The organism is Streptomyces sp. NPDC101776, from assembly GCF_044766845.1.
In the GTDB taxonomy this organism is placed as follows: Bacteria; Actinomycetota; Actinomycetes; order Streptomycetales; family Streptomycetaceae; genus Streptomyces.
Window position 1 is genome coordinate 16,484 of the sequence record NZ_JBIWMV010000012.1, and the last position, 26,871, is coordinate 43,354.

Annotated in this window: 5 protein-coding genes (1 of these 5 running past the window's edge); all 5 read right to left on the minus strand. The window is 70.8% G+C overall.

Translation table 11 applies throughout. From position 1 onward, the window contains the following. Window positions 1-22,268 carry the 5' portion of a hypothetical protein gene (locus ACIRRY_RS31240; protein WP_403979103.1) on the minus strand. Its footprint begins 14,662 nt before the window's first position, so the window shows 22,268 of its 36,930 coding nt (coding positions 1-22,268); it begins with the start codon at window positions 22,266-22,268; the stop codon falls past the left edge of the window. 18 nt (window positions 22,269-22,286) lie between these two features. Beyond that, the gene (locus tag ACIRRY_RS31245) at window positions 22,287-22,643 is read right to left on the minus strand and encodes a hypothetical protein (RefSeq protein ID WP_403979105.1); all 357 of its coding nucleotides are present in this window, start codon (window positions 22,641-22,643) and stop codon (window positions 22,287-22,289) included. Window positions 22,644-22,650: 7 nt separating this feature from the next. Beyond that, window positions 22,651-23,100: a YbaB/EbfC family nucleoid-associated protein gene (locus ACIRRY_RS31250; RefSeq protein ID WP_403979108.1), complete on the minus strand. Its 450-nt coding sequence runs from the start codon at window positions 23,098-23,100 to the stop codon at window positions 22,651-22,653. 40 nt (window positions 23,101-23,140) lie between these two features. Further along, window positions 23,141-26,230: an AAWKG family protein gene (locus ACIRRY_RS31255; RefSeq protein ID WP_403979111.1), complete on the minus strand. Its 3,090-nt coding sequence runs from the start codon at window positions 26,228-26,230 to the stop codon at window positions 23,141-23,143. A gap of 79 nt (window positions 26,231-26,309) precedes the next feature. Continuing rightward, window positions 26,310-26,759 (minus strand): type VII secretion system-associated protein, encoded by a 450-nt coding sequence (locus tag ACIRRY_RS31260; RefSeq protein ID WP_403979114.1) that lies wholly within the window; start codon window positions 26,757-26,759, stop codon window positions 26,310-26,312. Between the last annotated feature and the right edge of the window lie 112 nt (window positions 26,760-26,871).

Sequence of the window (26,871 nt, forward strand, 5' to 3'; positions counted from 1 at the left end):
TCCGCCTTGCTCAGGACCCGCAGGTCCATACCGTGCGCCAGGGCCAGCGCCGGTGCCGCCGTCTCGGTGCCGTCCGGCCGGATCAGGGTGACCTGGTAGGTGACACCGGAGGGGGTGAGCAGATGGCCCCGGTTGGTGCGGATGGCGTGCATCGTGCCGGCCGAACTGCCCGCGCTGTAGGTGTTGGTGACGGTCGCCTGGGTCTGTCCGCGCAGGCCGAGACTGCCGCCGATGACACTCGACGCGTCCGGATGGCCCTGACTCTGGTCGCCGGTAAGGGCGGCGGCACCGCTGCCGCTGACCCCGAGACCGCTGGTGTACTTCGAGGAGAGGTCGACCTTCGCCGTGTTGACCAGGTGGCTCTCCAGGTTGATCTGGCCCGGCGTGCTCTGCCGCAGCGGGGTGCCGACGGTGGGCGTGGTCACCAGGTGCAGCATGCCGACCGCGTTGCCGTCGGCGTCGGTGATCACGGGCGAGTAGATCCCGCCGTCGACCTGCATGGGCAGCGTGCCGCGCAGCACCTGCTCGGAAAGGAAGTCCGAGACCTGCCCCGCCGTCGTGTCGTCGAGATCCGCGTGGAAGGTCTGGTGGACGTGTTCGTACAGGGCCCGCGGGTCGATCACCGAGTCGACACCGTAGAGCGGGAGATCGGCCGGATCGGCCGGCGCGGGCAGCGAACCCGGCGCCGGGTCGGCGGTGGTGAGGTGCCGGGGGAACCAGATCGTGGTGGGGCCGTGCGACACCGGCGTGCTCCACCCGTCCGGGGCAGGCGCGGTGGCCGTCGTGGCCGGGGGCGCGGTGACGGCCGGGGCGTCGACACGCACCCGCCAGCGCGTCGTGAACTCCACCGGATCGGAAGGCTCGTTGGAGCGCTGCGCGGAGGTCGTCTGGACGGCCTGGGTGACGGTGGTCGCGTCGCCGGCCTGGTTGTGGGTGATGGCCGCCGTCAGCGATCCGTCGATCGCCCGCACCGCGGTCGGGGCCGTGATCGGCCAGGACCCGGTCCACGGCACCTGGAAGGTGCGATACGTCCCCGAGGGCTGACTGGAGAAGTTCTCCCGCGTACCGAACCCACGCCGCTCGACATGCTTGTCCGGGTCCCGCTCGTCAAAACGCCCTTGCCGCAACGACTTTCGGGCCTCGTCCAGCGTCAACTGCACATCGACCGTACGGTCACGCCCGCCCACCCGGACGGTGACGCGGTACCCGCCGTTGGAGCGCAGATACGGCAGTTGAAGCGCCAGGCTCTCCCTGCTCAGCACGTCCCGCACCTGATCACGCACCGACTCGGGCGGATCGTCGGCATCCAGCCCGAGCGCCTCGTAGACCTGACCGCGCAGCCCCTCGATCACCTCGTCGGAGAACGGCTCCGCATAGACCAGCCCGACCGTCCCGTCCGGGAGCGCGCCGTAGGACGTCACATACGACGACTGGAGTTGAACCGGCGCGGGCGGCAAGGTCGTTGGGGCCTGCGAGGTGGGCCAGGTGAGGGAGGAGTCCGCCGGGATGGGGGTGGTGTCGGGGTCCTGGACGGGGCCGCCCTCGAACTGGCCCGTGTGGTCGTGGAGTTGAGGGCCCGAAGCGGTGACGTTCTCGATCGTGCGGAGGTAACGACCGGGAATGCGGACCGGGTTCTGCGTATCCGCCATGAGACCGGTGGTGCGGACCGTCGTGCTGTTGGGGTGGTTGCGCAACAGGAAGTCGTTGTCGCGCTGCTCGTCCGGCAGGCCCAGGTAGTGCAGGACCTCGTGCAGGAGATCCTCGTCGGAGTGGTGGGCGTCCAGGTGGAGTTGGTCGGCGCGGGCCGGGTTCTCGGTGTCGGTGAGGGTGATCGCCTCGGGATGGGACGGATCGGCGATCAGGTTGAGGTTGATGTGGAGCTGGTCGCCCGAACCGGGCAGTTCCAGGCCGGAGTTGAGGTGTGTGTCCAGAAGACCGGTGATGCGGTCCTTGAACTGCTGGGTGAGGGCAGGGTCGTTGGTGGTGACCGGGAGGTTGAGCGTGTAGTCCCGGACCCACTGGCCGTTGGGGGCCTGAATACGACGGATATGGGCACGGACGAGCGTCGTCGCACCGCTGAGGACACCCGGACGGGGCGGGCTGGACTGGTCCGCGTGCGGATCGAACCGTTCCGTGCTGTGCACGGCCGCGCGGGCGTACGGGCGCAGGTCGTGCCAGGTGTCCCTGGGGGCGGGGTCGGCGACACGGGACGCGGGCAGGTCGTCGGCGGCGTCGCGCGTGGGGGCGGGACGGTAACGGCCGTTCGGCTGAAGGCTGTTGGCGTCTTCCGGACCGCGGGGCGCCTTCGACGGCGTGATGGTCGCCGGGTCGGTGCCGGTGTTCGCGTCGCTGGCGCTGTAGTGGTTCAGGCCCGTGTAGTGGACCTCCAGCGCGGGGGTGTCGGTGGTCGTCGGGCCGTAGCGCAGCACGATGCCTCGGGGACCGGTGGGTGTGTTGGCCACCGGCTCGAAGACGTGGATCGGGGCGTCGAGGGTGTCGGCGAGCAGGGGAAGGAAGGTGTCGCCGACCGGGTGCGCCCACATGTCCGACCAGTTCTGCACCGCGTGATCGAGTACGCCCGCCTCGTATGCGGTGAGGGGGGCGGTGCTCCGGTGGTAGCCGGCGATCAGCAGCGACCGGCGCTCGTCCGGTGTCATGGCGGTGAGCGTCGGCAGCGCGTCCACCGCGCGCAGATAGGCGAACATCCGCCGGTTGCTCGGTGGGTTGCCGGCCGGTGCGGGCGGTGCGTTCACTGCCGAGACGGCCAGCAGATAGCGGGTCTGGAGGTCGGCCGGGTCCAGGTCCTCGGCGTGGGTCATGCCCTGGATGCCGTACACGGCCAGTTCGTTGTCGACTTCGGTGTCGGTCGCGTGCTGCACCGTCTCGGCGAACCCGTCGGCGAGGACGCCCCGGAGCTGGCCGAGCACCTGCGGCGGGAGCGGCCGGCTCCCGTCGCCCGCCGCGTCCAGCCGGGCCAGCACCAGGTTCTGCAACCCTTGCTGCGCGGCGCGCAGATGACCTGATCCCCGGCTGGTGGTCCGCGGGTTCCCCGTCATCGTCCTGAGGGTCTGCCGAACGTCATCGGGCCGGGCGAGCCAGGCGGCGGTGGTCGCGGCGATGGCCGGGTCGGCCTGCCGCAGATGGGTGCGGACCAGGTGCGGCGCGCTGCCGATGACGGCGTACAGGAGGCAGTTGCCGTCGCCGGGGGTCCGGACGGCATGGCCCGTGGGGGCTACGTAGGGAGACAGCGGGGCGGCCGGGGTCGTGCCGGGCGGCGGCGACTTCACGAGTGGGGCGCTCTTGCCCTTGGCCTTGTCGAGGCCCGTGCTCTTGCCGGTGACCGGCTTCTTGCCCTTGTCGGTCTTGCCGCCGCTGGTACCGGACTTGGTCGGTCCGTTCTTCTTCGACTGCTGTTTAGCCGGCTTGGGCGTGGTCGTCTTGGTGGGATTCGTGGGATTCGTCCCCGTGGTGGCGGGCGGCGGGGTGTGGGTCTGGCCGCCGGCCGGGAGGGGTGCGGGTCGGCCGTCGGGGGTGGGCCAGCGGGGCGGAGTGGTGGCGAAGGTGGTGCGCAGTGACTGTTCGGGGGTCGGGGCACTGTCGTGGACGGCGGTGGACAGACCCGGCAGCGCGGCGGTGGCCGACACCTGGTCGGCCGCGGCCTGTATCTGCGTGGTGACGGCGGCGACGACCTCCCTCTCGCGGAGGGCGACCTCGGCCGTGGCCTCGGTCACCTCGCCCTGGGCGTCGGCCTCCCACTGCCCGGCATCCCGCAGGTTGTCGGCCGCGACACCCTCGGCCCCCGCGTCCTGGGCCGCCTTCTCCACGGCCGTCTCGTGGTCCCGTTGCGCCTTGCGGATCTCATGCGGCCGGTTGGCGACGGTCGCCTTCGCCTCCGCCTGCGCCGGCCGGGCGGTGGTGAGCGCGGCGGTGGCCTGCCGGATCGCGTTCTCGGCGGTGGTGATCGCCGGGAGCACGGCCTGCACCCGGGAGTCGGCGGCGACATCGGCTGCGGGGGCGTGGGAGCGCGTGGTGCCGGCTGCGGCGGGGGGCGGCGGGGCCGGTGCGGAGGTGGTGGCCGTACTCGACTGCCCGTTCTTCGCGGCCTGTTCGGCAGCGGCAGCGCGTTCGGTGCGCACCGTGTTCTCGGCCTGCGTCAGCGCGGCCAGGGCCGTCTGGAGGTCGCGGCGGCCCTGGATCTCGTCCCGCTCGTTCTTCGCGATCTCCGACGGCAGTGTCGTGGCGGTCCGCCGGGCCGCCGCGAGCTCCTTCTCCAACCGTGCGACCAGCGCCTCGGCCTCGCGTATGGCCTCGGCGGAGTCGGCGGCCGTGTTCCTCGCCTGCGTGTGGTCGGACCGCGCGCCCGTGACCGCGAGCTGCGCCTCCTGGTGGGTTGCCACCGCGGTGGTGTACACCCCGTTTGCCTCCCGACGGGCGGCGAAGCGGAGGTTCAGCTGCTGCGGGGTGTCGGCGAGGGTGTCGGTGGCGTTGTGCAGGATCTCGGCCTGGGCGTCGAAGGCGTTCCACGCGGTGCTCAGGTCGGGATCGGCGGTGACGAGGGCGCCTTCGGCGGTGAACTCCCAGCGCCGGACGCCCTGTTGGTCACGGGTCATCAGTTCCACCGGGCGATGACCGAGCACGGCGGTGCGCGAGGCGGCGTAGAGCACCTGGCCGAGGCGGGCGCCCTGCGGGTCGTCGCCGAGAGCCACCCAGAACTGGATGCCATGACTGCCGGCCGGGATCGCCGAGTGCAGGCGCTCGGGCAGGGTGTGCGGCTGGGCGGTGGCCCAGTCCGGGACGAGCGCGGGCAGGTCGTGGACGTTCGGCGGCGACTCGGCCGGAGTGAGCAGACCATGACCGAGGAGGTCGCGCTCCTCGATCCGGAGGGTGACCGTACCGGTGACGTGACGGGTGCCCTCCGGTCCCTCGACCAGCAGATGGGCATCGGCGTCGACGACGTAACTCCGTGTGCCACGCGCTCCGTTGGCGGGTGCGGAGGTGCTGCCGGACTTCAGCCAGTCACGGCGGCTGCCGGTGGTGGTGCCGCCGAAGGCGGAGGGCTGGGTCTGCCGCTGCGCGAGCGGCACGCTGATCCCGGCGATCTCGTGGTTGTCGTCGTCACCGCTGAGAAGCTCCGTGAACGAGGTCGCCAAGGAGTGATCGGCTCCGGCCGCGGTGCTCACCGTGTCGGTGGTGTTGTGGAGCTGGTCGAGCGTGACGTCGTCGGCGTTCGTGGAACGGCGGGGGTTGTAGAGCGTCACCGCGATCGTCGGGGAGTTCTCCGGCGCCCCTTCGAAGGGTCTGGTGCCGGGCATGTCGGGGGTGAGGTCGGCGGCCAGCCGGGGGCGGTCGAGAGCGACCCGCCCGGCTTGGATCAACTGGCCGAGCCTGACGGCCTGTCCCTCCACCGACACGGACGTGATCTGCGCGTGCCAGCTCCGTCCGCGACGCGGTGCCACGTCGTTGAGGGCCGTCTCCAGATGCGCCCAGCCGTCGAAGTGGAACGCCGGAGTCGGTCCGACCGGGTGGAACATCTGCGCGTCGGTGAGATACGGGCCCGCGGCGGGGCCCGCCGGCCGCACGGTGTTGCGCGGGTCGACGCCGGAGACGACCGACGGGGCGTTCACCCGGGCCGGGCCACCGGGTGCGGTGGCCTCGGTGCCGGTGAACCGCAACGCCAGCCGGACCGGGACGGTGCTGGTGCGCGAGTTGCCGCCCTCCAGCATCGCGTCGATCCACCGGCGTACGTTCCCGTCCGCGTCGGCCCAGGCGATGACACCGTTCTGGATGAGACCGCCGATGACGTTGGGCGGCCAGTCGACGACCAGCGCGGAGCGGACCGACAGAACGTAGTCGTACCGCAGGCCGTCGAAGTCGGCGCCGTTGTCGGTACGCAGCCAGAAGCGGTTGTCGGCCGTGGTCGCCCGTCGCGCGGAGATACTGCTGGCCGACTGCGGGGTGAGGACCGGCGCCGCACGGTCCGTCTTGGAGGGGTCGGGGCCCTGGTCCGGGCGGAGATAGCGGTTCGTGAACGTGACCGGGAGCTGCGTCTGCCCGACCGAGGCACGGGTGACGGCACGGCCCGCGGCGGTGTGCGACTGCCACTGTTCGAGACCCGAGCCGGGCGTCGAGATACCCCGGATGCCGGTCAGGTTCTGGGTCCGCCGGGGCACGGCCGTCATCGTGACCTCGACCAACCGCTCACCGCCGTAACCGTGGTGGCGGAAGTGGAAACGGGTGGTGGCCGGGTGCTGGGTGCCGTCCGGGCCACGGCCGGGCAGCGAGCGCAGTCCGCCGGTCGAGGTGAGCTGCGCGATCCGGCTGTGCACACCTTGCTGGTAGCCGGAGTGCCCGGGGGTGATCACGCCGGGTGCCTCGGTCTCGACCAGTTCCAGCAGCTCGCGCCCGACCTGGCCGCGCCGCTCCCTGTCGTTGACCGGCACCAGCGGGATCTGCCCGGCGACGGCCGCCGGGGCGGGGGCCCTCTCGAACTCGGTGACCGAGAGGACGCCACCGAGGCCCAGTTGCCGGTCGCGTACGTACGCCGTCGGCAGCGGAGCCTGGCCCTGGACGGGCGCCGGGACGAGCCCCTGCACCGAGCTCATCCACCGTGCGTCACGGTCGAGTTGACCTCGCGTCATGAGGAACTGGAGGCCGTCCGGAACGTCCACCGCGAAGGTGACGGGATCGATCGTGCCGAGGTCACCGACCCCGTTCAGCAGCGTGCGGGAACCCGCGCGGACCGTCACCACATAGGTGACGTCGGCGACCACCCGATGCAGGTCACCGCTCTCCGTGGGGGTGCGGTTGACGCCCGTACTGGCGGAGAGCGTGTCGGAAGTGTCGGTGCGGGACACCTTGTTGAGCCGTACCGACGGGTTGAACTGGATCTTGTTCGGCTTACCTGCGCTCTGGCTGGTGGAGACCGAACCGTCCGACTCCGGACCGGTGTTGCCCTGCCCCGCCGGCGTGGACGGGTTCTGGGTGGCCACCCCGGTGCCGCCGAACTGGTGTGACTTTCCGAGGGACTTGAGCTGCTGGGCGCTGTCGGTGGCCGAGACGCCGGTCTCCAGGTACTGCCGGGTGGTGTCCAGCAGCCGGGGCCGGTGCGCGACGGCCTGGATCTCCAACGTGTACTGCCCGTCGGCAAGCGTCCCCGGCAGGCTCAAGCCCTCAACTACATAGGAATTCTTGAACAGTTCGTGGCCGTGGGCGACGAGGCTCCCCGGCGTGATCGCGGCATGCCGGGTCTCGGCGGCGCGCGTCCTGCTGTCGGTGAGCCCTTGGCCGGCGAGCGGCAGGGCACTCGCGCGCTCCGGCCCGCCGACCGTGCCGGCGGGCGGCACCGCGGGGGCGGTGACCGGGAGGATCGGGCCGGTGGCCGGGGTGGGAGGCGTCGCCTGCCGCGCCTGGTGGCGGATCTCCGCGGCGGCCCGCCGGAAGACCGACTCGATGGCCGCGGAGCCGCGCACGGTGTCGATCAGCGCGTCGTCCGGTACCCGCACCAGACCCTGCCGCGGGTTGCCCTGAGCGTCGGTCCCGTCGAGACGCTCCGTGTCGGTTCCGTTCACATCGCGCGGCGCCCCGTCGGCCCGCGCCACAGGAGGTGCGGGGGTCGCCGAAGGCGCGTGGGTACGACCGTCCGGGACCGCCAGCCGCAGCGAGCCGGCGACCGTCGGCGACGGTGCGACGGGCGGCGCGGGAGCAACGGGCGGCGCGCCGGGGACAGTTGGGGCCGCGACGACGGCCGGGGCCGCCCGGTTGACGTCCTGCCCGAACCGCACGCTCGGCTCGTCCGTGTCGTTCGCGTACAGATCGAGCGCCAACCGCACCGGCACGTCGAACGCGTGACTGTTCTGGTTGGTGGCGATGAAGAACTGGTCGTGCCCGGTCGCACCGCCCACGGTGTCGCCGTGGGTCACCTGGGGGCCGCCTTGGTAGTCGGCCCCGCCCCCGAGGGACCCCCAGGGTCCCACCGGCCCACTGATGCTGGCCATCGGTCCGAGCGCACCGCTGTACGACTCACCGCGCTGCTCGGCGTCGCTGCCGGCCATCTGGGCCAGACCCATGACCTGGATGCCCGGCAGGACCCGGTGATGGGTGCTGGCCCGCGTGGTGTCACGGGTGGCGGTGAGGAGCAGCCGGACCCGGCGGATGCCGGTGTCGGTGCTGTTGGGCACCTCGAAATGCAGGGCATGGCCGCCGTCGACCATGGCATCGGTGGCGGCGCGCAGCCCGGTGCGGGAGCGCGCCTCGCTCAGCCGGCGCAGGTTGTTGAGCTGGGCGTGCAACCGGATCTGGTGCTCGGGCTCGTAGTTCCGCGCCACGCCGATACCGGTGGGAGCGGACGGCAGAAAGCCCTCGCGGCGCAGCCATGTCTCGGCCTCGTCGAACAGGCCGTCCGTGCCGGTGACGTCGAGCGGGGCCGCGCTCAGCCCGATGCCGTCCAACCGCTCCAGCGAGTCCGGGAGTTCGCGCGTCTCGGCGGCGGCCGGCGTGTGCCCGGCGGCGGCCGTCCGACTCAGGAGCCGTAGATCCATGCCGTGCGTCAGGGGCAGCGCCGGTGCCGCTGTCTCGGTGCCGTCCGGCCGGATCAGGGTGACCTGGTAGGTGACGGCGGTGGGGGTGAGCAGATGACTCTGGTTGGTGCGGATGGCGTGCATCGTGCCGGCCGAACTGCTCGCACTGTAGGTGTTGGTGACGGTCGCCTGCGCCTGCCCGCGCAGGCCGACGCTGCCGCCGACGGTGTGCGAGGCGTTCGGGTGCCCCTTGCTGCGGTCGCCGGTGAGGGCGGCGGCAGCGTTGCCGCTGATCCCGATACCGCTGGTGTACTTCGAGGAGAGGTCGACCTTCGCCGTGTTGACCAGATGGCTCTCGAGGTTGATCTGACCCGCGGTGCTCTGCCGCAACGGGGTACCGGCGGTGGGCACGGTCACCAGACGCAGCATGCCGACCGCGTTGCCGTCGGCGTCGGTGATCACCGGCGAGTAGATCCCGCCGCCGATCTGCATCGGCAGCGTGCCGCGCAGCACCTGCTCGGAAAGGAAGTCCGAGACCTGCCCCGCCGCCGTGTCGTCGAGATCCGCGTGGAAGGTCTGGTGGACGTGTTCGTACAGGGCCCGGGGGTCGATCACCGAGTCGACACCGTAGAGCGGGAGACCGGTCGGATCGGCCGGGTCAGCCGGTGCGGGCAGCGAACCCGGCGCCGGGTCGGCGGTGGTGAGGTGCCGGGGGAACCAGATCGTGGTGGGGCCGTGCGACACCGGCGTGCTCCACCCGTCCGGGGCAGGCGCGGTGGGCGCCGCGGTGACAGCGGGGGCATCGGTCCGCACCCGCCAGTGCGTGGTGAACTCGACTGGATCCGAGGGCTCGTTGGAACGCTGGGCGGAGGTCGTCTGGACGGCCTGCGTGACAGTCGTCGCGTCGCTGGCCTGGTTGTGCGTGAGGGAGACCGTCAGCGACCCGTCCACCGCCCGCACCGGCGTCGCCGCGGGGATCGGCCACGAACCGGTCCACGGCACCTGCACCGTCCGATACGTCCCCGACGGCTGACTGGAGAAGTTCTCCCGCGTACCGAACCCACGCCGCTCGACGTGCTTGTCCGCATCCCGCGTGTCGAATCGGCCCTGCCGCAACGACGCCCGGGCCTCGGACAACGTCAGCTGTACGTCGACCGTGCGATCGCGCCCGTCCACCCGGACCGTGACCCGGTAACCGCCGTTCGAGCGCAGATACGGCAGTTGAAGCGCCAGGCTCTCCCGGCTCAACACGTCCCGCACCTGATCACGCACCGACTCGGGCGGATCGTCGGCATCCAGCCCGAGCGCCACGTAGACCTGACCGCGCAGCCCCTCGATCACCTCGTCGGAGAACGGCTCCGCATAGACCAGCCCGACCGTCCCGTCCGGCAGCGCGCCATAGGACGTCACGTAGGTGGACGGGAGTTGATCCGGCGCGGGCGGCAGCACGGTCGGGGCGTTGGAGGTGGGCCAGGTGAGGGTGCTGTCCGCGGGGATGGGTGTGGTGTCGGGGTCGTCCGTGGGGCCGGTCTCGTTCTGGCCTGTGTGGTCGTGGAGTTGGGGGCCCGCAGCGGTGACGTTCTCGATCGTGCGGAGGTAACGACCGGGAATGCGGACCGGGTTCTGCGTATCCGCCATGAGACCGGTGGTGCGGACCGTCGTGCTGTTGGGGTGGTTGCGCAACAGGAAGTCGTTGTCGCGCTGCTCGTCCGGCAGGCCCAGGTAGTGCAGGACCTCGTGGAGGAGGTCCGCGTCCGAGTGGCCCATGTCCAGGTGGAGTTGGTCGGCGCGGGCCGGGGCGGACGTGTCGGTGAGGGTGATCGCCTCCGGGTGGGACGGGTCGTCGATCAGGTTGAGGGTGATGTGGAGCTGGTCGCCTGAACCGGGCAGCTTCAGGCCGGAGTTGAGGTGCGTGTCCAGCAGACGTGCGATGCGGTTCTGGAGTTGGGCGGTGCGGGCCGGATCGGTCGTGGTGACCGGGAGGTTGAGCGTGTAGTCCCGGACCCACTGACCGTTCGGCGCCTGGATACGACGGATGCGCGTGCGCACGAGCGTCGTCGCACCGCTCAGGACACCCGGGCGGGGCGCGTTGGACTGGTCCGCGTGCGGATCGAACCGCTCCGTACTGTGCACGGCGGGACGGGCATGCGCACGCAGCCCGAACCAGGAGTCCTTGGACGCGGGATCGGCAACGTGCGAGGCGGGACGGTCGTCGGCGGCGTCACGGGTCGGCGCGGGACGGTAACGACCGGACGGCTGAACGCTGTTGGCATCCTCCGGACCCCGGGGCGCGTTCGACGGAGTGACGGCCGCCGCGTCGTCGGTGACGGTGTCCGTGTCGGAGTGGCTGTCGGTCGCCGTGTCATCGGTGACGAGTGTCGGGTCGACGATGAGGGGGCCGGCGTCGGTCGCACTGTAGTGGTTCAGGCCTGTGTAGTGGACCTCGAAGACCCGGGTGGCGGTGGCCGGCCCGATGAGGGTGACGGTGGCTTTGGTGGCCGAGGAGCCCGGCCGCAGTACCTCCACGGCCAGGTCCAGGGTGTCCGCCAGCAGCGGAACGAACAGCTCTCCTCCGTCACTGTTGTACGAGATGCCCCAGTTCGTGACGGCGCTGAGGGCGTAGGCCAGTTCGACGTCGGTGAACTGTGCGGGGCTCAGTACGTAGCCGACCCGGAGCACCCTGCGGAGTTGTTCGTCGGTGAGGACGCTCAGTGCGGGCAGCCGACTGGATTCGCGCAGATATTCGAACATGTACAGATCGCCAGGCGCCGCCGGGCCGCTCGCGTTGTCCACACTAAGCGCCAGGACGTAGCGCGTGTTGAGGTCGTCCAACTGGTCCGGCTCCGTCACCCCTTGGATGCCGTACGCGCCGAGGGCGGCTAGGAGATCGGGCCGGTTCATGCTCTCCGCGCGCTTCCCGAACCAGTCCGCGAGCGTCCGCCGTAGCTGGCCCACCACCTCGGGCGGCAACGGGCGCACGGTGGAGGCGTCGAACATTCGTCGCTCGGCGAGGCCGCGCAGCCGGTCCGCCGCGGTTCTCAGATGGTGGACGGCCCGGGGCATCGGGAAGGTCGTCCGGTCCCAATGGGCGAACTCGGCCAGTCCGGCGCGGACTTCGCTCGGCCGGCCGAGCCAGTTGTAGATGTCCGGAGCCTGAGTCTGGAGTCCGGGCAGCGCGTCGCGGACCCGCTCCGGGTCCGTGCCGATGAAGGTGTAGAGGATGCACCAGCCGTCGCCGGGGGTGGCGATCGGATGCCCTCGGGCGGCCCGTGTCTGGAATTCCGGAGGCTGGGACGGTATGTGCCTGGGTGACGTGTGGTCGGTGTCGTCCTGCGCGGGGTCGGTGGAGTCGACACCGGAATCGTCATGAGCCTTGCCCTTGCCCTTGGCATCGGACTTGGCCTTCGCCTCCTCCTTGGTGAGAGCGGCGGTGTCCGGCTCGTCCTCGGCGGCCGAGGTGCTCTGATCCTGGGCCGTGGTCGTACCCACCGCGTCGACGGACGTACTGCCGCTGCCCGCGCCGGAGTTGCCGACCAGGGTGTCGAACGCGGCGTCCTGGTCGGCGGTGGTGTCGACGTCGCCGGTCGGCGAGGTGTCCTTCGGCGCGACGTGGGACATCGGGTCGGTGGTGGTCGGGTCGGTGGTCGGGGCCGGAGGGGTGTCGCTCCCCGGGTTCTGGTTCCCGGTGGTGTCGGTGTTCCCGGCGGTGGCGGGCGGTGGCGTGTTGCCGGTGGAGGGGCCCGCCGTGCGGGGGCGGTTCGAGCCCGGCCAGCGCGGGGCGACGGAGGCCAGCGTCGAGTGTGAGGTGGGCAGCGCCGAGGGGCCGACGGCCAGCACCGGGCCGCTCGCCCGGGACAGCTCCGCCTCCGCGTCCGCCCGGCGGAGCGCGGCGGCGTCGCGGCTGTCGCGGGCGTCGCGGAGCCGGGTGTCGATCTCTCGGAACGTCTGCTCCGCCCGCTCGTGGGTCTCGCGGGTGTCCTCGTGGACCAGGGCCGCTTCCTGCGCGTGCCCTCGCGCCGTGTCGGCCTCCGTACGCAGGGGGCCGGCCGTGGCCCGGGCCCCAGGCAGCTGCGCCCGCACCTTCTCCAGGGCCTCCCCGTGCTTCGTCAGCTCGGCCTCGGTGTTCCGCAGCGTTCCGCGGTCCCGCACCAGCCCGGCCCGCACCCCATCGAGATCGGCGCCCAACTCGCCGATCCGAGCGGTGACTTCGGCGATCCGCCGCGCGAGAACGGGGTCTACGGCGGGGGTGGGGGCCGCGTTGTCGTCGGTGGACGCGGGGACGGGCGTAGCGGCCGGATCGGACGTGGAGTTCGGGGAGTTCGGCGCGAGCACCGGGACGGGACCGGCGGTGTCGTGGCCGACCGGCGGTCCTACGACCGTGTCCGGCGTGGTCGGACCCTGCGTGTCCGCATCCGGCGTCGTGCCCCCGACCGTCGTGGCGTCGTCGGCGTCCGTGCCGATCGGGTCGCCCGGTACCGGGGCGTTCTCCGTGTCGCCCGAACCGGAGGCCACCGGTGCAGAGGGGGTGGCGGCGGCACGGTCGGTGAGTTCGGTCAGGGAGCGGCCGGCGGCCTTGAGCTCTGCGCTGAGCCGTATCTCCTCGCGTCCGCCCGCGGAGATGTCGTCCGAGAGCGAGTCGATCGTGCCGCGGGCCGTGGAGATCCCGCCGGCCAGGGCCGTCTCGCGGTCGGTGAGCTCACGGAGGTTCTGTTCGGCCTGATCCGCCGCCTGCTCCGCGGTGGTCGCGGCCGCGTCGGTCCGGTCGGCCTCGGCCTCCGCGTCCGTCAGCGCGGTGGCCGCGTCGTTCAGGGCGGCCTGCGCGCCGGGCCGTAGCTGCAACTGTTCGCCTTCGCCGCGGAGCGCCTCGGCATGCCCTTGCTCGGCCAGGTCGAACGCGGCGGCGGCGTTCTCGAAGTCCCGCCATGCCCGGCCCAGGGCTACGGCACCGGTGGTGGAACCCGGCGCGGTGTCCCCCGTGTCGGGCACCGTGCCGTCCGTACCCGGCGTTTCCGAGCCCGTACCCGGCGCCGCGACATCCGTACCCGGCGCCCCAAGTCCCGTACCCGGCGCGGCATCCGACGTTCCCGGCGCCTCATCGCCCGTACCGGTACCGGTACCCGCCGCCCCCGGCCCGGTCAGCGTGCCGTCCACGTCGAGGGACCAGATACGGAGGCCCTCGGGACCCCGGGTGACCAGTTCCACCGGGCGGCCGTTGGCCCGTGCCACCCGGGAGGCGCCGTAGAGGGCCAGGGCCAGGCGGGAGCCGTCCGGGTCGTGGCCGATGGCCACCCATAGCTGGTATCCGTCGTCGTCGCGGTCGACGCCTCGGGTCAGGGCGGGGGCCACGTCCCGCAGGGATGTCGTCGCCCAGTCCTCCGGTGCGATGTCGGTGTCCGCGGTGAGCAGTGCGGGGAGGTCGTAGACGCGAGGCGTCGGACGGGGATCGGTGATGCCGTGGCCGAGGGCGTCGCGCTCCTCGACGCGGATCGTGACCGTACCGGTGACATGGCGTACACCGTCGGGACCGGAGACCTCGATGTGTACGTCGGCGCGGACCTCGTAGCTTCGGGTGCCGCGGCCGTCTGCGGGCAGGCTGGTGCTGCCGGTCTTGAGCCAGTCGCGGCGGCCGCCGGAGACGGCGCTGCCGAAGTTGCTCGCGTCCACGGGCCGTTGGAGCAGCGGCGGGGTCATGCCGACGAGGTTGCGGTCGGGGTCGTCGGCACTCAGGACAAACGGCAGTGACAGCCCGGTGGCGGTGTCGCCACCGGAGACCGTGCTGCTGTTCTCCGAGCTGATCCGTAGCCGGTCCAGGGTCACGTCGCCGCCGTCGGAGACCACCCTGGGGCGGTACAACGAGACGGTGAGGGTGGGCCGTTGGTCCGGGGCGTTGCTCAACGGGAACGCGCCGGGCATCGTCGGCAGCATGCCGCCGGCCTGACGGGGCGTGTCCAGCGACAGCGTGCCAGCCTGGATGAGTTCGCCGAGCCGTACCGACGCGTTCTCCTCGGAGGTCGAGGCCGGCAGGGAACGCCAGCTACGGCCGGTGATCGGGACCAGCAGGGAACGCCAGCCACTGCCGGTGGTCGGGGCCACCTCGTCGAGGGCGGCGTACAGCTGCCTCCACGCGTCGAAGCCGTAGACCGGGACCGAGCCGGTCGGGTGGAACAGGTCTGTCTCGCGCAACGCGGTGGTGCCGGCGGCCAGTCGGCGGGGGTCGACGCGGGACAGCGAGGGCGGCACAGGAACGGGCAGCGGACGGCCGTTCGTCTCGCTGCCGGTGAAGCGCAGGCTCACCCGGGCCGGTACCTGGACCTCGCCGCCGAAATCGCCGGCGAGAGTGTGGTTCAGCCAGCGGCGGGTCCACGCGTCGGCGTCGTCCCAGGCGATGACCCCGCGCTGCACCAGTGCGCCCAGCACATTGGGCGGCCAGTCGACGACCAGCGTGGAGCGGACGGTGGCGACCAACTCGTAGTCCAGGTTGTCGAAATCGGCCGCGTTGTCAGTCCGCAGCCAGTACCGGTCCTCGGCGGTGCGCCCTCGCGTGGCCGCTTTGCCGGACGAGGTGACGTGGTTCGCGGAAACGCCGAGCCGGTCCGTACGGTCGTCGGTGTGGGGTCTGGTGAAACGGGCTGTCGGGTTGAAGGTGAACCGGTGCTGCCGACCGTCCGCGGAGGAGAGCGAGCGGCCGTCCGCCGTGTGCGAACCCCATTGCTCTATACCGGACTTGTCACCCGGCACCGCCGTGCCCCGCAGTAGGCCCCGCTGCAAAGCGGTGCTCGTGGGGCGTGCCGAGAAGGTCACCTCGACGAGGGTCGACCCGCCGAACCGGTGGTGCCGGAAACTGAACCTGGTCTGTCCCTCGCCGCGTCCGATCAGCGCCCGCTTCCCGGCGACACCGGTGTTGTCGGCGATCAGCGCGGCGACGCCGGGCAGGTAGGAGGCGTGGCCGGGAGTGGTCGCGCCGGGGGCGTACCGCTCCATCAACCGCCGTACGTCGTTCTGGAATCGGGAGCGCCACTCGGCCGGCTCGGGCGCCTCCTGACCCGTGCCGCGGTCGGAGAGCTCGGTGACCGAGTTGACCGTGGCCAGGCCGAGGGCGCCGTCGCGGACGTAGCGATGGGGCAGTGGCGGGCTCGTCTCACCGATCGTGGATGGGGTGGGCGGTTGGGGGGTGACCGCGCCCATCCACCGTGCGTCGCGCCGGAGTTGATTTTCCGTCATAAGGAACTGCAGCCCGCGCGGCACGTCCACGGCGAGTCTGGCGGTCTCCGCGAACCCGAACCCGACGGAGTTGCTGAGCACGTTGCGGCGTCCGGACCGTACGGTGATCACATAGGTGACGTCGGCCGTGATCCGGTGCTGGAGGCCCGACTGGGTCGGGGTCCGGTTGGTGACGGTGGTGCTGGTGAGGGTGTCCGGCTTGTCGTTCTTGCGGTCGTACTGGTAGCGGCCCGACGGGTTGAAGCGGGACGGCGTAGGAGCCGGCGCGGCGGGCTGCCCGTCCACGGGGGTGGGAGCCGGCGGGTTGTTCTGGGTCACCGAGCCGCCGAGGCCGAGCTGGTGGGACTTGTTGAGGCCCTTGAGCTGCTGTGCCGTGTCGGCGGCGGAGACGCCGGTCTCCAGGTACTGGTCGACGCTCTGCGTCAGCCGGGGCGTGTGGGCGACGGCCTCGATCTCGATCGCGAGCTGACCGTCGGCACCGAGCCCGGGCAGCGTCAGGCCCTCCACCACATAGGTGCCGCTGAAGATCTGGTGTCCCCTGCCGACCAGCGAACCGGGCGAGAGCGCGGCGGTCCGGGACTCGGCGCTCACCGTGGTGGTGTCGGCGAACGGACCGCCGAACAGCGAACCGTTCACGAACCCCGTGACACCGCCGACCAGCCGCGAGACCCGCCCGGGGGGACCGGCGGGAGCGGCGCCGTTGCCGTCACCGGCGTTGGCGTCGGCGCCGGCGTTGGCGTCGGCATGGGTGCCGGTGACGATCCGGCGGAAGGCGTCCTGGAGCGCCGCAGAACCGCGCACGACATCGATCAGCGCGTCGTCCGGGACACGGACCACCTCCGGGTGCGGGTGCGGGTGCGGGTGCCCATCGTCGCCCGTGACCGTCATGGCCAGCCGCGCGGTGTCCTCCGGCTGGACCTGCCGCACGGTGTACGGCTCACCGGCCGGCGCGGGCTCCGCGGCGTCCACGGTCCTGCCGTGCGGTACGGCCAGCCGGACCGTACCCTCGACGCCCGGTGCGCCCGCGGCCTCCACATCGCCCGCGGGGCGTGGCCCAGGCACCGCCTCGCCGAACCGGGTCACCGGTTCCTGGCCCGGACCCTCGTACAGGTCGAGCGTGATGCGGGCCGGTATCGCGAACTCGTGGGAGTCCTGCCCGCTGGCGATGAAGAACTGGTCGTGGCCGAACGTGGTACCGGTGGTGTTGCCGATCGAGGCCTGGCCGACGTACTGGTAGTCGCCGGTGCCGCTCAGGGTCCAGGTGCCCCCCCGCGAGGTGGGCCCGCCGAGCCCGCCGCCGAGCCCGAGGCCGCCGCCGTAGGTGTTGCCGAGCCGCGCGGTGCCGCCGCCCCCGCCCTGTGCCAGGCCCATGACCTGGATGTCGGGCAGCACCGTGCGGTGCGCCGGCTGCTTCCCCGCGATGTGCCGCGCGCCCAGTTCCAGCCGTACCCGGCGGCGCCCCGTCAGCCCGGGGATCTCCAGGAACAGCGAGTGACCGCCGTCCACCATGGAGTCCGTCGCCGCGCGCAGCCCGAGCGGGGAACGCAGTTCCTCCAGCCGCCGCAGATTGTTCAACCGGGCCTGCACGAGCTTCTCGTCGGGCAGCCGGCTCCGCTGCGGCGCGGTCCCCTCCGCCGTTGGCGCCGGCGGCAGGAAGCCCTTGTCCCGCAGCCAGGTCTCCGCGTCCTCGAACAGCGTCCGGGTACCGTCCACACCGAGCGGCGCGGTGGACTGCCCGATCGACTCCAGCGTCGCCAGCTCGTGCGGCAGCGCGCGGACCTCGTCCGGCGTCGGTGCGTGGCCCCTTGCGTCCGCGTCGCTGAGCACCCGCAGATCGAGCGCGTGGGTCCAACTCCCGGGCGCGTAGGTGGACATGGTGCCGTCGGGCCGGATCAGGGTGAGGGTGTACTCGACGTCGGCCTCGGTCAGCAGATGGCTGCGGTTGGTGCGGACCGCGTGCATCGTGCCCGCGAGGGAACTGGTGCCGAACATGTTCTGGGCGGCGAAGGAGCCGGTGCCCTTGGGGGTGACGACGGTGCCGCCGATGCTGTGGGAGGCGTCCGGATGACCCTCGCGATGGTCGGTCGTGAGGGCCGGGCTGAGACTGCCGCTGACGGTCACCCCGCTGTTGAACGTCGTGTTCTGGTCGTTCTTGACCACGTTGACGACATGGCTCTCAAGGTTGATCTTCTTGTCGAGGCTCTTGGCCACCGGGGTGTTCCGGGTGACCCGCGCGTCCAGCCGCATCATGCCGACCGCACGTCCGTGCGCGTCGGTGAGCACCGGCGAGTACAGCCCGCCCTCGACCTGCATCGGCAGCGTGCCGCGCAGGATCGGTTCGCCGAGGAAGTCCGCGAGTTGGGCCGACGACGTGGCGTCCAGGTCGTCGGCGAAGTTCTCCGCGGCACCCTCGTACAGGCGCCGCGGGTGAAGCACCGAGTCCACGCCGTAGATCGGCAGCCGCCCGAGGTCGGCGGCCTCCGGCAGCGCCTGGCCGGGATCACTGTCGGCGTCCACGAGATGCTGCGGGAACCAGACGGTGACCGTCCCGTGCTGCTCGGCCGGACTCCAGTCACGCGCGGGATCGGGGTCCGCGAGGACAACCGCCGTATCGGTCGTGTTGGTTACGTCTGTATCGGCTACGTCCGTGACGGCGGCCGGCGCGTTGTCCCGGACGGTGACCGGGGGCGGCGCGTCCACGCGCACCTGCCAGTTGTCGGTGAAGTCGTAGGCGCGGGAGGGCTCGTTGCTGCGCTGGGCGCTGGTGATCTGCACGACCTGGGTGACGGTGGAGGAGCCGTCCGCCTGGTTGTGGGTGATGGTCGCGGACAGCGCGATGTCCACCCCGCGGACCGGGCCGAACGCCCCGACCGGTACCGACAGGGTCCACGGCACCGGAAGCGTCGAGAACGTGCCGGAAGGCTGCGCGGAGACGATCTCCCGGGTGCCCTGCCCGCGCCGCTCCACATGCTTGTCGGGATCGCTCGTGTCGATCACGCCCTGCCGAGCGGACGGCCGCCGGTCGCCGAGCGTCAGCCGTACGTCCACCTCCCGATGGACGCCGTCGACCCTGAGGACGATCCGGTGACCGCCGAGGCTGCGCAGATACGGCATGTTCCGCGTCAGTTGCTGCTCCGAGAGCACCTCCCGAAGTTGCGCGTGCACGGGGTCGTCCGGGCCCGGGTCGGGCCTGCCGAGCGCGGTGAGCACCTGGCGGTGCAGCCCGTCGACCAGGTCCGGCGAGAACGGCTCCATCATGACCAGACCCACCTGGCCGTCGTGCCGCTGCCCGTAGCCGCCCAGGTAGGAGGGACGGTCTGGCGCCTCGGTGGGCGCGGTGATGTCGCCCTCCGGGGTGGTCAGGGTGATGTCCGGGACCGGCAGGACCACGGGAGCGGTCTCGATCCCGGCCTCGGTCTCCGTCGGGTCCGTGTGCGTCGGGTCGTCGTCCTCCCCGTCCGTGTCCGTGTCCGTGTCCGTGTCCTGAGACACCGTCAGGGGCGTGGACGTGGTGGCCACCGGGACCGGGGCGGGCGGGTCCGCGCCCGGCGCGCCCTTGACCGGTCCGCGCGGACCGGTGCTGGTACCCGTGCCCCGGTGGTCGTCGGCCGGATCGCCGACCAGCGTGCCGATCAGCGCGAGGTGCCGGGGCCTCAGCCCACCGGAGGCGTACGCCGGGTCCGACGCGGGCGTGAACAGCGTCGGGTCGCCCATGAGACTGGCCGTACCGCCGCGGTGCGGGGCGGCCGAGTCGAAGCCGCTCTCGTCGCGCAGTCCGAGTTGGTGGCCGACCTCGTGGGCCAGGTCGGAGTCGGAGATGTCGGCCGGCCACGAGTGATGGGTGGCCGGGGTCCCGTCCGTCGTGTCGGTGAGCGTGACGTCGAGATGCGCCGCCTCACCGGCAGCGGCCGGCACGACGGTGACGTGCAGTCGGCTCCCGTCCCCCAGCCGGTGGCCCGGGGTGTTGAACACCCGCTGCACACCGTCCGTCAACCGCTGCTGGACGCCGTCGACCTGCGACCCCAGCCCCGGGTTTCCGGTGAGCCGGTAGGTGACGGTGAGATCGGTGACCGGCTCACCGTCGTGACTGAACCGCCGTACCGCGAAACCGGCCCGTACGACGTACTGGGTCCGCGCACCGTCCGCCCCGAGCGGCCGGGACACCGGGTCGACCCAGGTGTGACTCCGCTCCGAGGGCGTCACCCCGGCCCGCGAGTCCGCGTAACTGCCGGGCTCCGGAGTGGTGTTGGGGCTCACCGAGGGGGTGAGCACCACGGGTGCCGGGGCCGGGGTGGGGGCAGGCGTGTTGTCCGGTACCGGGTCGGACGAGAGATCCGAGGAGGTGTGCACGGGCGTCGGCGCCGGGGTGACGGTACCGGACTGCGACGAGGGGACCGTCTCCGGCGCGGGATCACTGTCCGGCGCCGAACTGGTCGTGGGCGGCGCGCTGTTGCCGGAGGTGGTGGTGACCGGCGTGGGGAGGTCGGTGCCGGTGGTCGTGTCGGTACCGGTGGTCGTGTTCGTGCCGGCGTTCGCGTCCGTACCGGTGTTGCTGTCGACGCCGGAATCGGAGGTGGTGGTGTCGGTGCCGTTGGTGGTGCTGGTGGTGCCGTTGCCGGACGTCGAGTTCTCCGGGCGCCCCGTTGTCGTCGTACGCGGGTTGCCACCGGAGTTCGAGGGCGTACCTGAACTGGATGAGCTGGACGCCGGACCACCCGAGTTCGTACCGCTCTGGGTGGGGACACCGGACCCGGTCGTGTTCGTGTTCGCACCTGTGCTCGGGCCAGTGCCTGTGCTCGTGCTCGGCGGTACGACACCGGTGTTGGCCCCACTCGTGACCGGAACGTCCGCCGAGGACACCGGGGTTGAGGTGTCCGTGGTGTCGCCCTGCTGACCGGTGTCCGTGGTGTCGCCCTGCTGGCCGGTCCCCTGTGCGGGATCCTCCGCGTCCTGGCCCGACGGCGTGTTCTGCGTGTCGCCTGTGTCGTTCGGCTGCTGCTGAACCGTCCGTACGGGCGCCGGAGTTCCCGAGTCGCTGGTGTGGGGGGTTCCGCCCCCACCGGACGAACTCGTCGTGCTGTGCGGGATGTTGCTCTGTAGATCTCCCCCGTCGACCTTCACCTCGTCGAGGTGGGTGTCGGGGAGGTCCGTGTCGAAGTGTGTGTCGACGTCGGTGGAACGAGGCGGGTCGGTGTTCGTGGAGGTGCGTTGGGGGGTGTTGGCCGTCGAGGAACCGCCGTTGTTCGAGGTCGTGTTGGCGGAGCCGGGGCCCGTCGTGGTGGTCGAATTGTCGTCGGTGGTGGACGAGTTCGACGACGCGTTGTTCTTCGAGGAGCCGGTGCCCGTGTCGGTGTCCGTGTCGGAGTCGGAGTCGGACTCGTTCGGGATGTCCGCGGTGCCCAGGGTGTTCACCGGCGCCGGGGCGTTGAAGTTGAACTTGCCGCCCAACGTGCTCGCGCCCTGGCCGAGATGGCGTTCGCTCATCGAGCTGAGTCCGGCGCCCAGGAAGGTGTTCAGAGGGTCGATGGGGAAGCCGTAGATGGACGCCGTGGCGATCTCGCCGAGCGTCTCCGCGCCGCCCTCGGTGACGAAGTGCTCGAAGTCCTCGCCGAGTTCGTGCTTCAGCTTGTCGCCGAAGCTCTTCGGCTTCGGTGTGGGCGTCGGGGTCGGCGTGAGGTGCGGGGTCGGGGTGGGCGTGGTCTTCGGGTTCGGCGTCGGGGTCGGCTTCGGTTTGGGCTTGGTGTTGATGTCGGGGTTGTCGAACTTCTTGTTGAACTTCGCCCCGTTGCCCGTGATGTCCTTGAACGGGTTGTGGCCGTTGAAGATGTTCTTGAGGTTCTTCTTCAGGTACTTGCCGACGTCCGAGAGCAGGCCGTGGAACAGGCCGGTGAAGGCGCCGAAGACACCGTCCTGGACGATCTGCGACCAGTCGAAGCCGTTGGGACGGCGGCCCTTGGGCGCGCCCAGCATCATGGCCAGCCGTACCGCGAAGGTGGTGAACGCCTCCTCGATCGCCTCGGTGAGGCTCGGCAGCAGATGCGTCTTCTTCAGCAGCCAGTCCATCACCGTGAGAATGGCGACCCGGCTGCGGGCCTTCGCCACCGCGGCCTGGCTGGAGGCGGAGCCGCCCGTGAAGGCGGACAGCACCGCGATGACCATCAACTCGATGAGCAGGCGCACCAGTTCGGCGATGATCTGCCACTTGGACTCCATGATGTCCATGGAGGACTTGGTGCGGGACTGCCCGATGCCGTCCAGCTGGTCGGCGAAGTCCTTCAGGTAGTTGACGCCGCCGCTGTCGAGGAACATGTGCATCGCCCGCACATAGTTGTTCCCGACCTGCGGCGGCAGCGCGCGCCCGACCCCACCGGCGGTCTGCTCGATCAGGTCCGAGAGGTCACGCATACGCCGGCCCAGCCGCTCGTACGGCTTGCCGTTGGCGTAGGCCATGTCCTCGTCGGCCTGGAGGAACTTCTCGCCGATGAGCACGAACAACAGGTTGTTCAGCTGGGGCGTCGCGTGGATGGTCATCAGGGGCGGTCCGCCGCGTCAGTGCTTTCCGTTGTGCGAACCGGTGTTGGTGTCGCCCGTGCTCGAGTCGTGGATGGCGTCCAGTACGCCGTTCTGGGTGCCCAGCACGCTCTTGACGTTGGTGAGGGTGCCGTCGCCGATGCTGACGATGGCCTCGGACAGGGACGAGCCGGCCTCGACGGAACCCTCCCGTTGTTGTTTCTCCTGCGGCAGCATCTGCTTCGCGAAATCGTCGTCGTGTCCGGGCCAGCCGGAGGTGGACGACACGTCGGTGATGAACTCGTTGATCATCTCATTGGCCAGCCGGCTGATCTGCTCGATCTGCCGGGTGCCGGCGATGAGTGCCGGCGGGCTGGCGGAGTAGGCGTTCGACATCTTCTTCTCAGTCCTCCGGGTCTTCGCTGATCTCGTCGCGGAGCCGGCCGGCTCCGCGCCGTCGGCCGCCCTTGGGGCCCTCCAGCACACCGGGCCCGAAGATCTTGTTCCAGTCCACGTCGAAGCCCGCGATCTCGGGCGCCTCGGGGTTGGCCTTGGTGAAGGGCTCGAAGGTGGCCATGACGTGCCGGGCCATCCGGGCCCGGGCCTCCTGCACCGCCTCCAGCACGCTCGCGGCGAGCTGACCGGCGGGCATCGTACGGTACTTGTCGCCCAGGAAGGTCACCTCGCGCAGGTCGCCCTGCGCGCTGACGGTCACCTCGACCGCGCGGTCCGCGGAGCGCACCGTGCTCTCGGCGTGGACGAGTTCGCCCTCGGCGCGGGCCACCGCGGCCTCGGTGGCCTCCAGTTCGGCCATCGCCTTCGCCAGCCGCTGCTCGATCGAGTCACTGCTCATCCGGCACCTCGCGTGCCGTCCCGGACGGAACGTCCCGTGTTCATCGGCCGATCACCGCCGGGGAACCGCCCTCGTCCGTGCCCCAGACGTCCTCGTCCTCGGTGAGCCACGCGTCCCGGGCCCGGTCGCCGCTCTCCGTGGAGCGGCCGTTCTGGCCGGCGCCGTTGCCGCCGGGACCACCCACCGGGTACGGGGCGCTGGACGTGGTGGGCCGGGTCAGCACGACGTCCTCGTCCTCGTCCACGGACGCGGCACGGGTGTTGCGGCCGCGCCGGGTGGAGGTGTTGGACGGGTCGGTGAGGACGGCCCGGGTGCGCTCGGTGGTGCCGCCCTGCCCGCCGCCGCCTCCGCCTCCCATGCCGCCGCCCATGCCTCCCATGCCGCCCATCCCCATCGGGTTGAGGGGGGTACCGCCCGACGCGCTCTGCTCGCCGGTGGAGGCGGCGGCGAGGGTGCTGGTGTCGAGGGCGTCGGAGCGCAGCGCGCCGCCGGTGTAGGGGGTGCTGTCGTAGTCGTCGTAGCCGCTGTCGAGGCCCGAATCCAGGCCGCCGCCGGACGTGTTGAGACTGCCGCCGCCGAGTCCGCCGCTGTTGAGGCCGGTCGTGTTCAGGCCGCTCGTGTCGAGGCCGCTGCCGTTGTTCAGCCCGCTCGTGTCGATGGTGCTGCCGTTGAGGCCGCTGGTGTCGGTCGAGGACGAGGGGAGGCCGCTGCCGTCGATGTCGGTGGTGGTCGTGTGGCCCGACGGGTCGGTGGTGGTGAGCTGGCCGGTGTCCGGGTTGAGGGTCTGGACGGAGCCGTCCGGGAACTTCGTGGTGAGCGTGCCGTCGTTGTTGAGCGTGGTGGTGGAGCCGTCCGGGTTGGTGAAGGAGTCGCCCGGGTCGAGGTGCGTGGTGGTGACGTGGCCCGAGGGGTCGGTGACGGAGACCTGGCCGGTGTCCGGGTTGAGCGTCTCGGTGGAGCCGTCCGGGAAGTGCGTGGTCAGCGAGCCGTCGGCGTTGAGCTGGGCCGTCGAGCCGTCAGGGGTGGTGAAGGAGCCGGCGGTCGGGTTGAGCTGCGACAGCGAGGTGGTGCCGTCCGGGTTGAGCGTGCTGACCTGACCGGTGGTCGGGTCAAGGGTCTGGCTCGTGCCGTCCGGGAACTTCGTGGTGAGCGTGCCGTCGTCGTTCAGGGTGGTGGTCGAGCCGTCCGGGTTGGTGATGGTGCTGCCCGGGTTGAGCTGCGAGACCGAGGTGGTGCCGTCCGGGTTGGTGGTGGTGACCAGGCCGGTCGACGGGTCGATGGTCTGGGTCGAGCCGTCCGGGAACGTCGTGGTGAGCGTGCCGTCGCCGTTGAGCTGAGTGGTGCCCCCGGTCGGGGAGTTGAGCGTGGTCGAGCCGTCCTTGGTGGGGTCGTTGCTGGGGTTCAGGAGCGACGGGCCGTTCAGCAGGCCGCTGGCGAGGCTGCTCAGGTCGTTGCCGCCCGAACCGTCGTTGGTCAGAGGGCTGTTGCTGTTGAGGTCGTCGAGCCCGCTGCCGACGTTGTTCAGGCTGTTGCCGAGATCGTCGTTCAGGTTGTTGAGGCTCGAATTCAGGCCGTCGCCAATGTTGTTGAGGTTGTCGTTCAGATTGTCGTTGAGGTTCGTTCCGAAGTTGTTGAGGTTGTCGCCGAGGTTGTTGAGGTTGTCGTTCAGGCCGTCGTTGAGATTGTTGAGGTTGTCCCCCAGGTTGTTGAGGTTGTCGTTCACGTTGTCGTTGAGGTTGTTCAGGTTGTCGCCGAGGTTGTTGAGATTGTTCCCGAGGTTGTCCAGGTTGTCGTTGAGCTTGTCGTTGGCCTCGTTCGCCTTGTCCTCGGCGATCTCGTTCTCCTCCTTCTGGAGGACCTCGGAGAGCGTCTCGTTGTTCTTGTTCTTGACCTCCTGGGCGAAGGCGTCCTCCACATCGGCCCAGGCGTTCTTCACATTGCTGAGCGCGTCGATGGACGGCTGCTTGAGCTTGGAGTCCGCGTGGTCCGACCAGCTCTTGACGGCGGCGTCGGCGACCTTCTGCCAGGTGGTCACCTGGGTGAGGTCGCCGTAGTCGGGGACGGACTGCTTGAACGCGGCGTCGGTGGAGTAGCTGGTGGACGTGGAGGTTCCGTACTGGCTGGTGGTGGTGGTCGACTTCGACAGCACGTGGTTGATGTTGTTGTTGATGACCCACTGACTGATCCCGTCGAGGATCTTCTTCACGTGGTAGTGCGGGTCGTGCTGGCCGTCCGACGCCCAGTCGGTCCACGCGGTCTGCAGGTCGGTGATCGCCTGCTTCAGCGCCTGCTGCGCGGCGGCCAGCGCGTCGCTCAGCTTCGACTTCGGGACGTAGCCGCCGAGGGTGCTGTTGGTCGCCGTGTAGTCGCTGCCGCCCAACTGCGAGACGTAGCCGTCGTAGTTGGTCTTCAGCTCGTCCAGGAGATGCCAGAAGAGGCTGGCCGCCTTGCCCTTCCAGGCCGCCTGGTCCTCGCCGAGCGAGGTCATCCACTGGTTGACGGTGTCCGAGTGGTCCTTGAAGAACTGCACCACCCGGTCGAAGGACTGCCCGGTGTTCTCGAAGGTGAGCATGTCGACGACGTTGGCGTCGATGACCGACAGTCCGCTGTACTCGAAGCCCTGCGTCGAGTAGGGCGAGGCCAGGATGTGGTCGAGGACCAGCTTGCTGCCCGAGATGTACTGCGCCATCGGCCCCGAGTCCCACTGGACGTGCGAGTACGAGCCCTCGAACGCGCCGCCGCCGGTGACCTCGCCACCGCTCCAGAGCGTGGCGCGGCCGGTCCCGTCGACCGTGACGCCGATCATCACGATCCGGGCCTTCTTCATCGACACGCTGTTGTGCGCGCCGTCCCCGCCGGCGTCGTAGAAGGCCAGGTCGTAGTCCTCGCCCTTGTTGACCTGCCAGCCGCCGATCGCCGAGTAGTCGGCCGCGGTCACCGACCTCATGCTCATGCCCTGGATGTCCATCCGGAACAGCTTGAGGTTGGCGAAGCCGTCGTTGGACGAGCTGCTCAACTTGGCGAACAGCGTGGACCGGGCCGGGATCGTGTAGCCGGTGAAGTCGGTGACGGCCTGGGCGAAGTAGTCGTCCGGGTCGTAGTTGGCGGTCCCGGTGGTGGTTTCGGCCATGGGGCGGACTCCGCTGCGAAGGAGGAAGAAGAGGGGGACTGGGTGGGGGGTCCGGGGGCCGGCGGACCCCGCGGCGGCCTCAGGTCTTCGAGTCGCTGCCGCTCATGTCGCCGTCGACGGTGTCGAAGATGTCCAGCAGCTTCTCGCCGTCGATCGAGTCGAGGCTGTCGCCCTGGTTCTTCAGCAGCTTGGTGATCGTCTCGTCCAGCGCGTCGTCGATGTCGTCGAAGAGCGTCTTGTGATCGGTGAGGATCTTGTCCAGCGCGGTCGCCTGGGTCTTGAGCGCCTCCACCAGCGTGCCGCCGCCGACCGGGTCCGAGCTGTCGCCGCCGTTCATCAGGCCGATGCGCAGGATCTTGGCGAGGCCCTGGGCGGAGCCGGCGCCGGTCTCGGCGATCAGGTTCTTCAGGGACCGGACGCCCGCCGGGGTGTCCTTGCGGATGGCCAGCAGATCGTTGATGAACTCGGCGATGTCGGTGTTCTTGAAGTTCTTCAGCGCGGTCGAGTCGAGGTGGGTCAGATCAGCCATGGGTGCCTCCGCGGGCGGAACGCGCCGGGCCCGGTGTACGGCGCGGCGACGGAAGGGGAAGGAGCCTGGACCGCACCGACCGCGAGGAGACCGGTCGGTGCGGTGGAGCCGG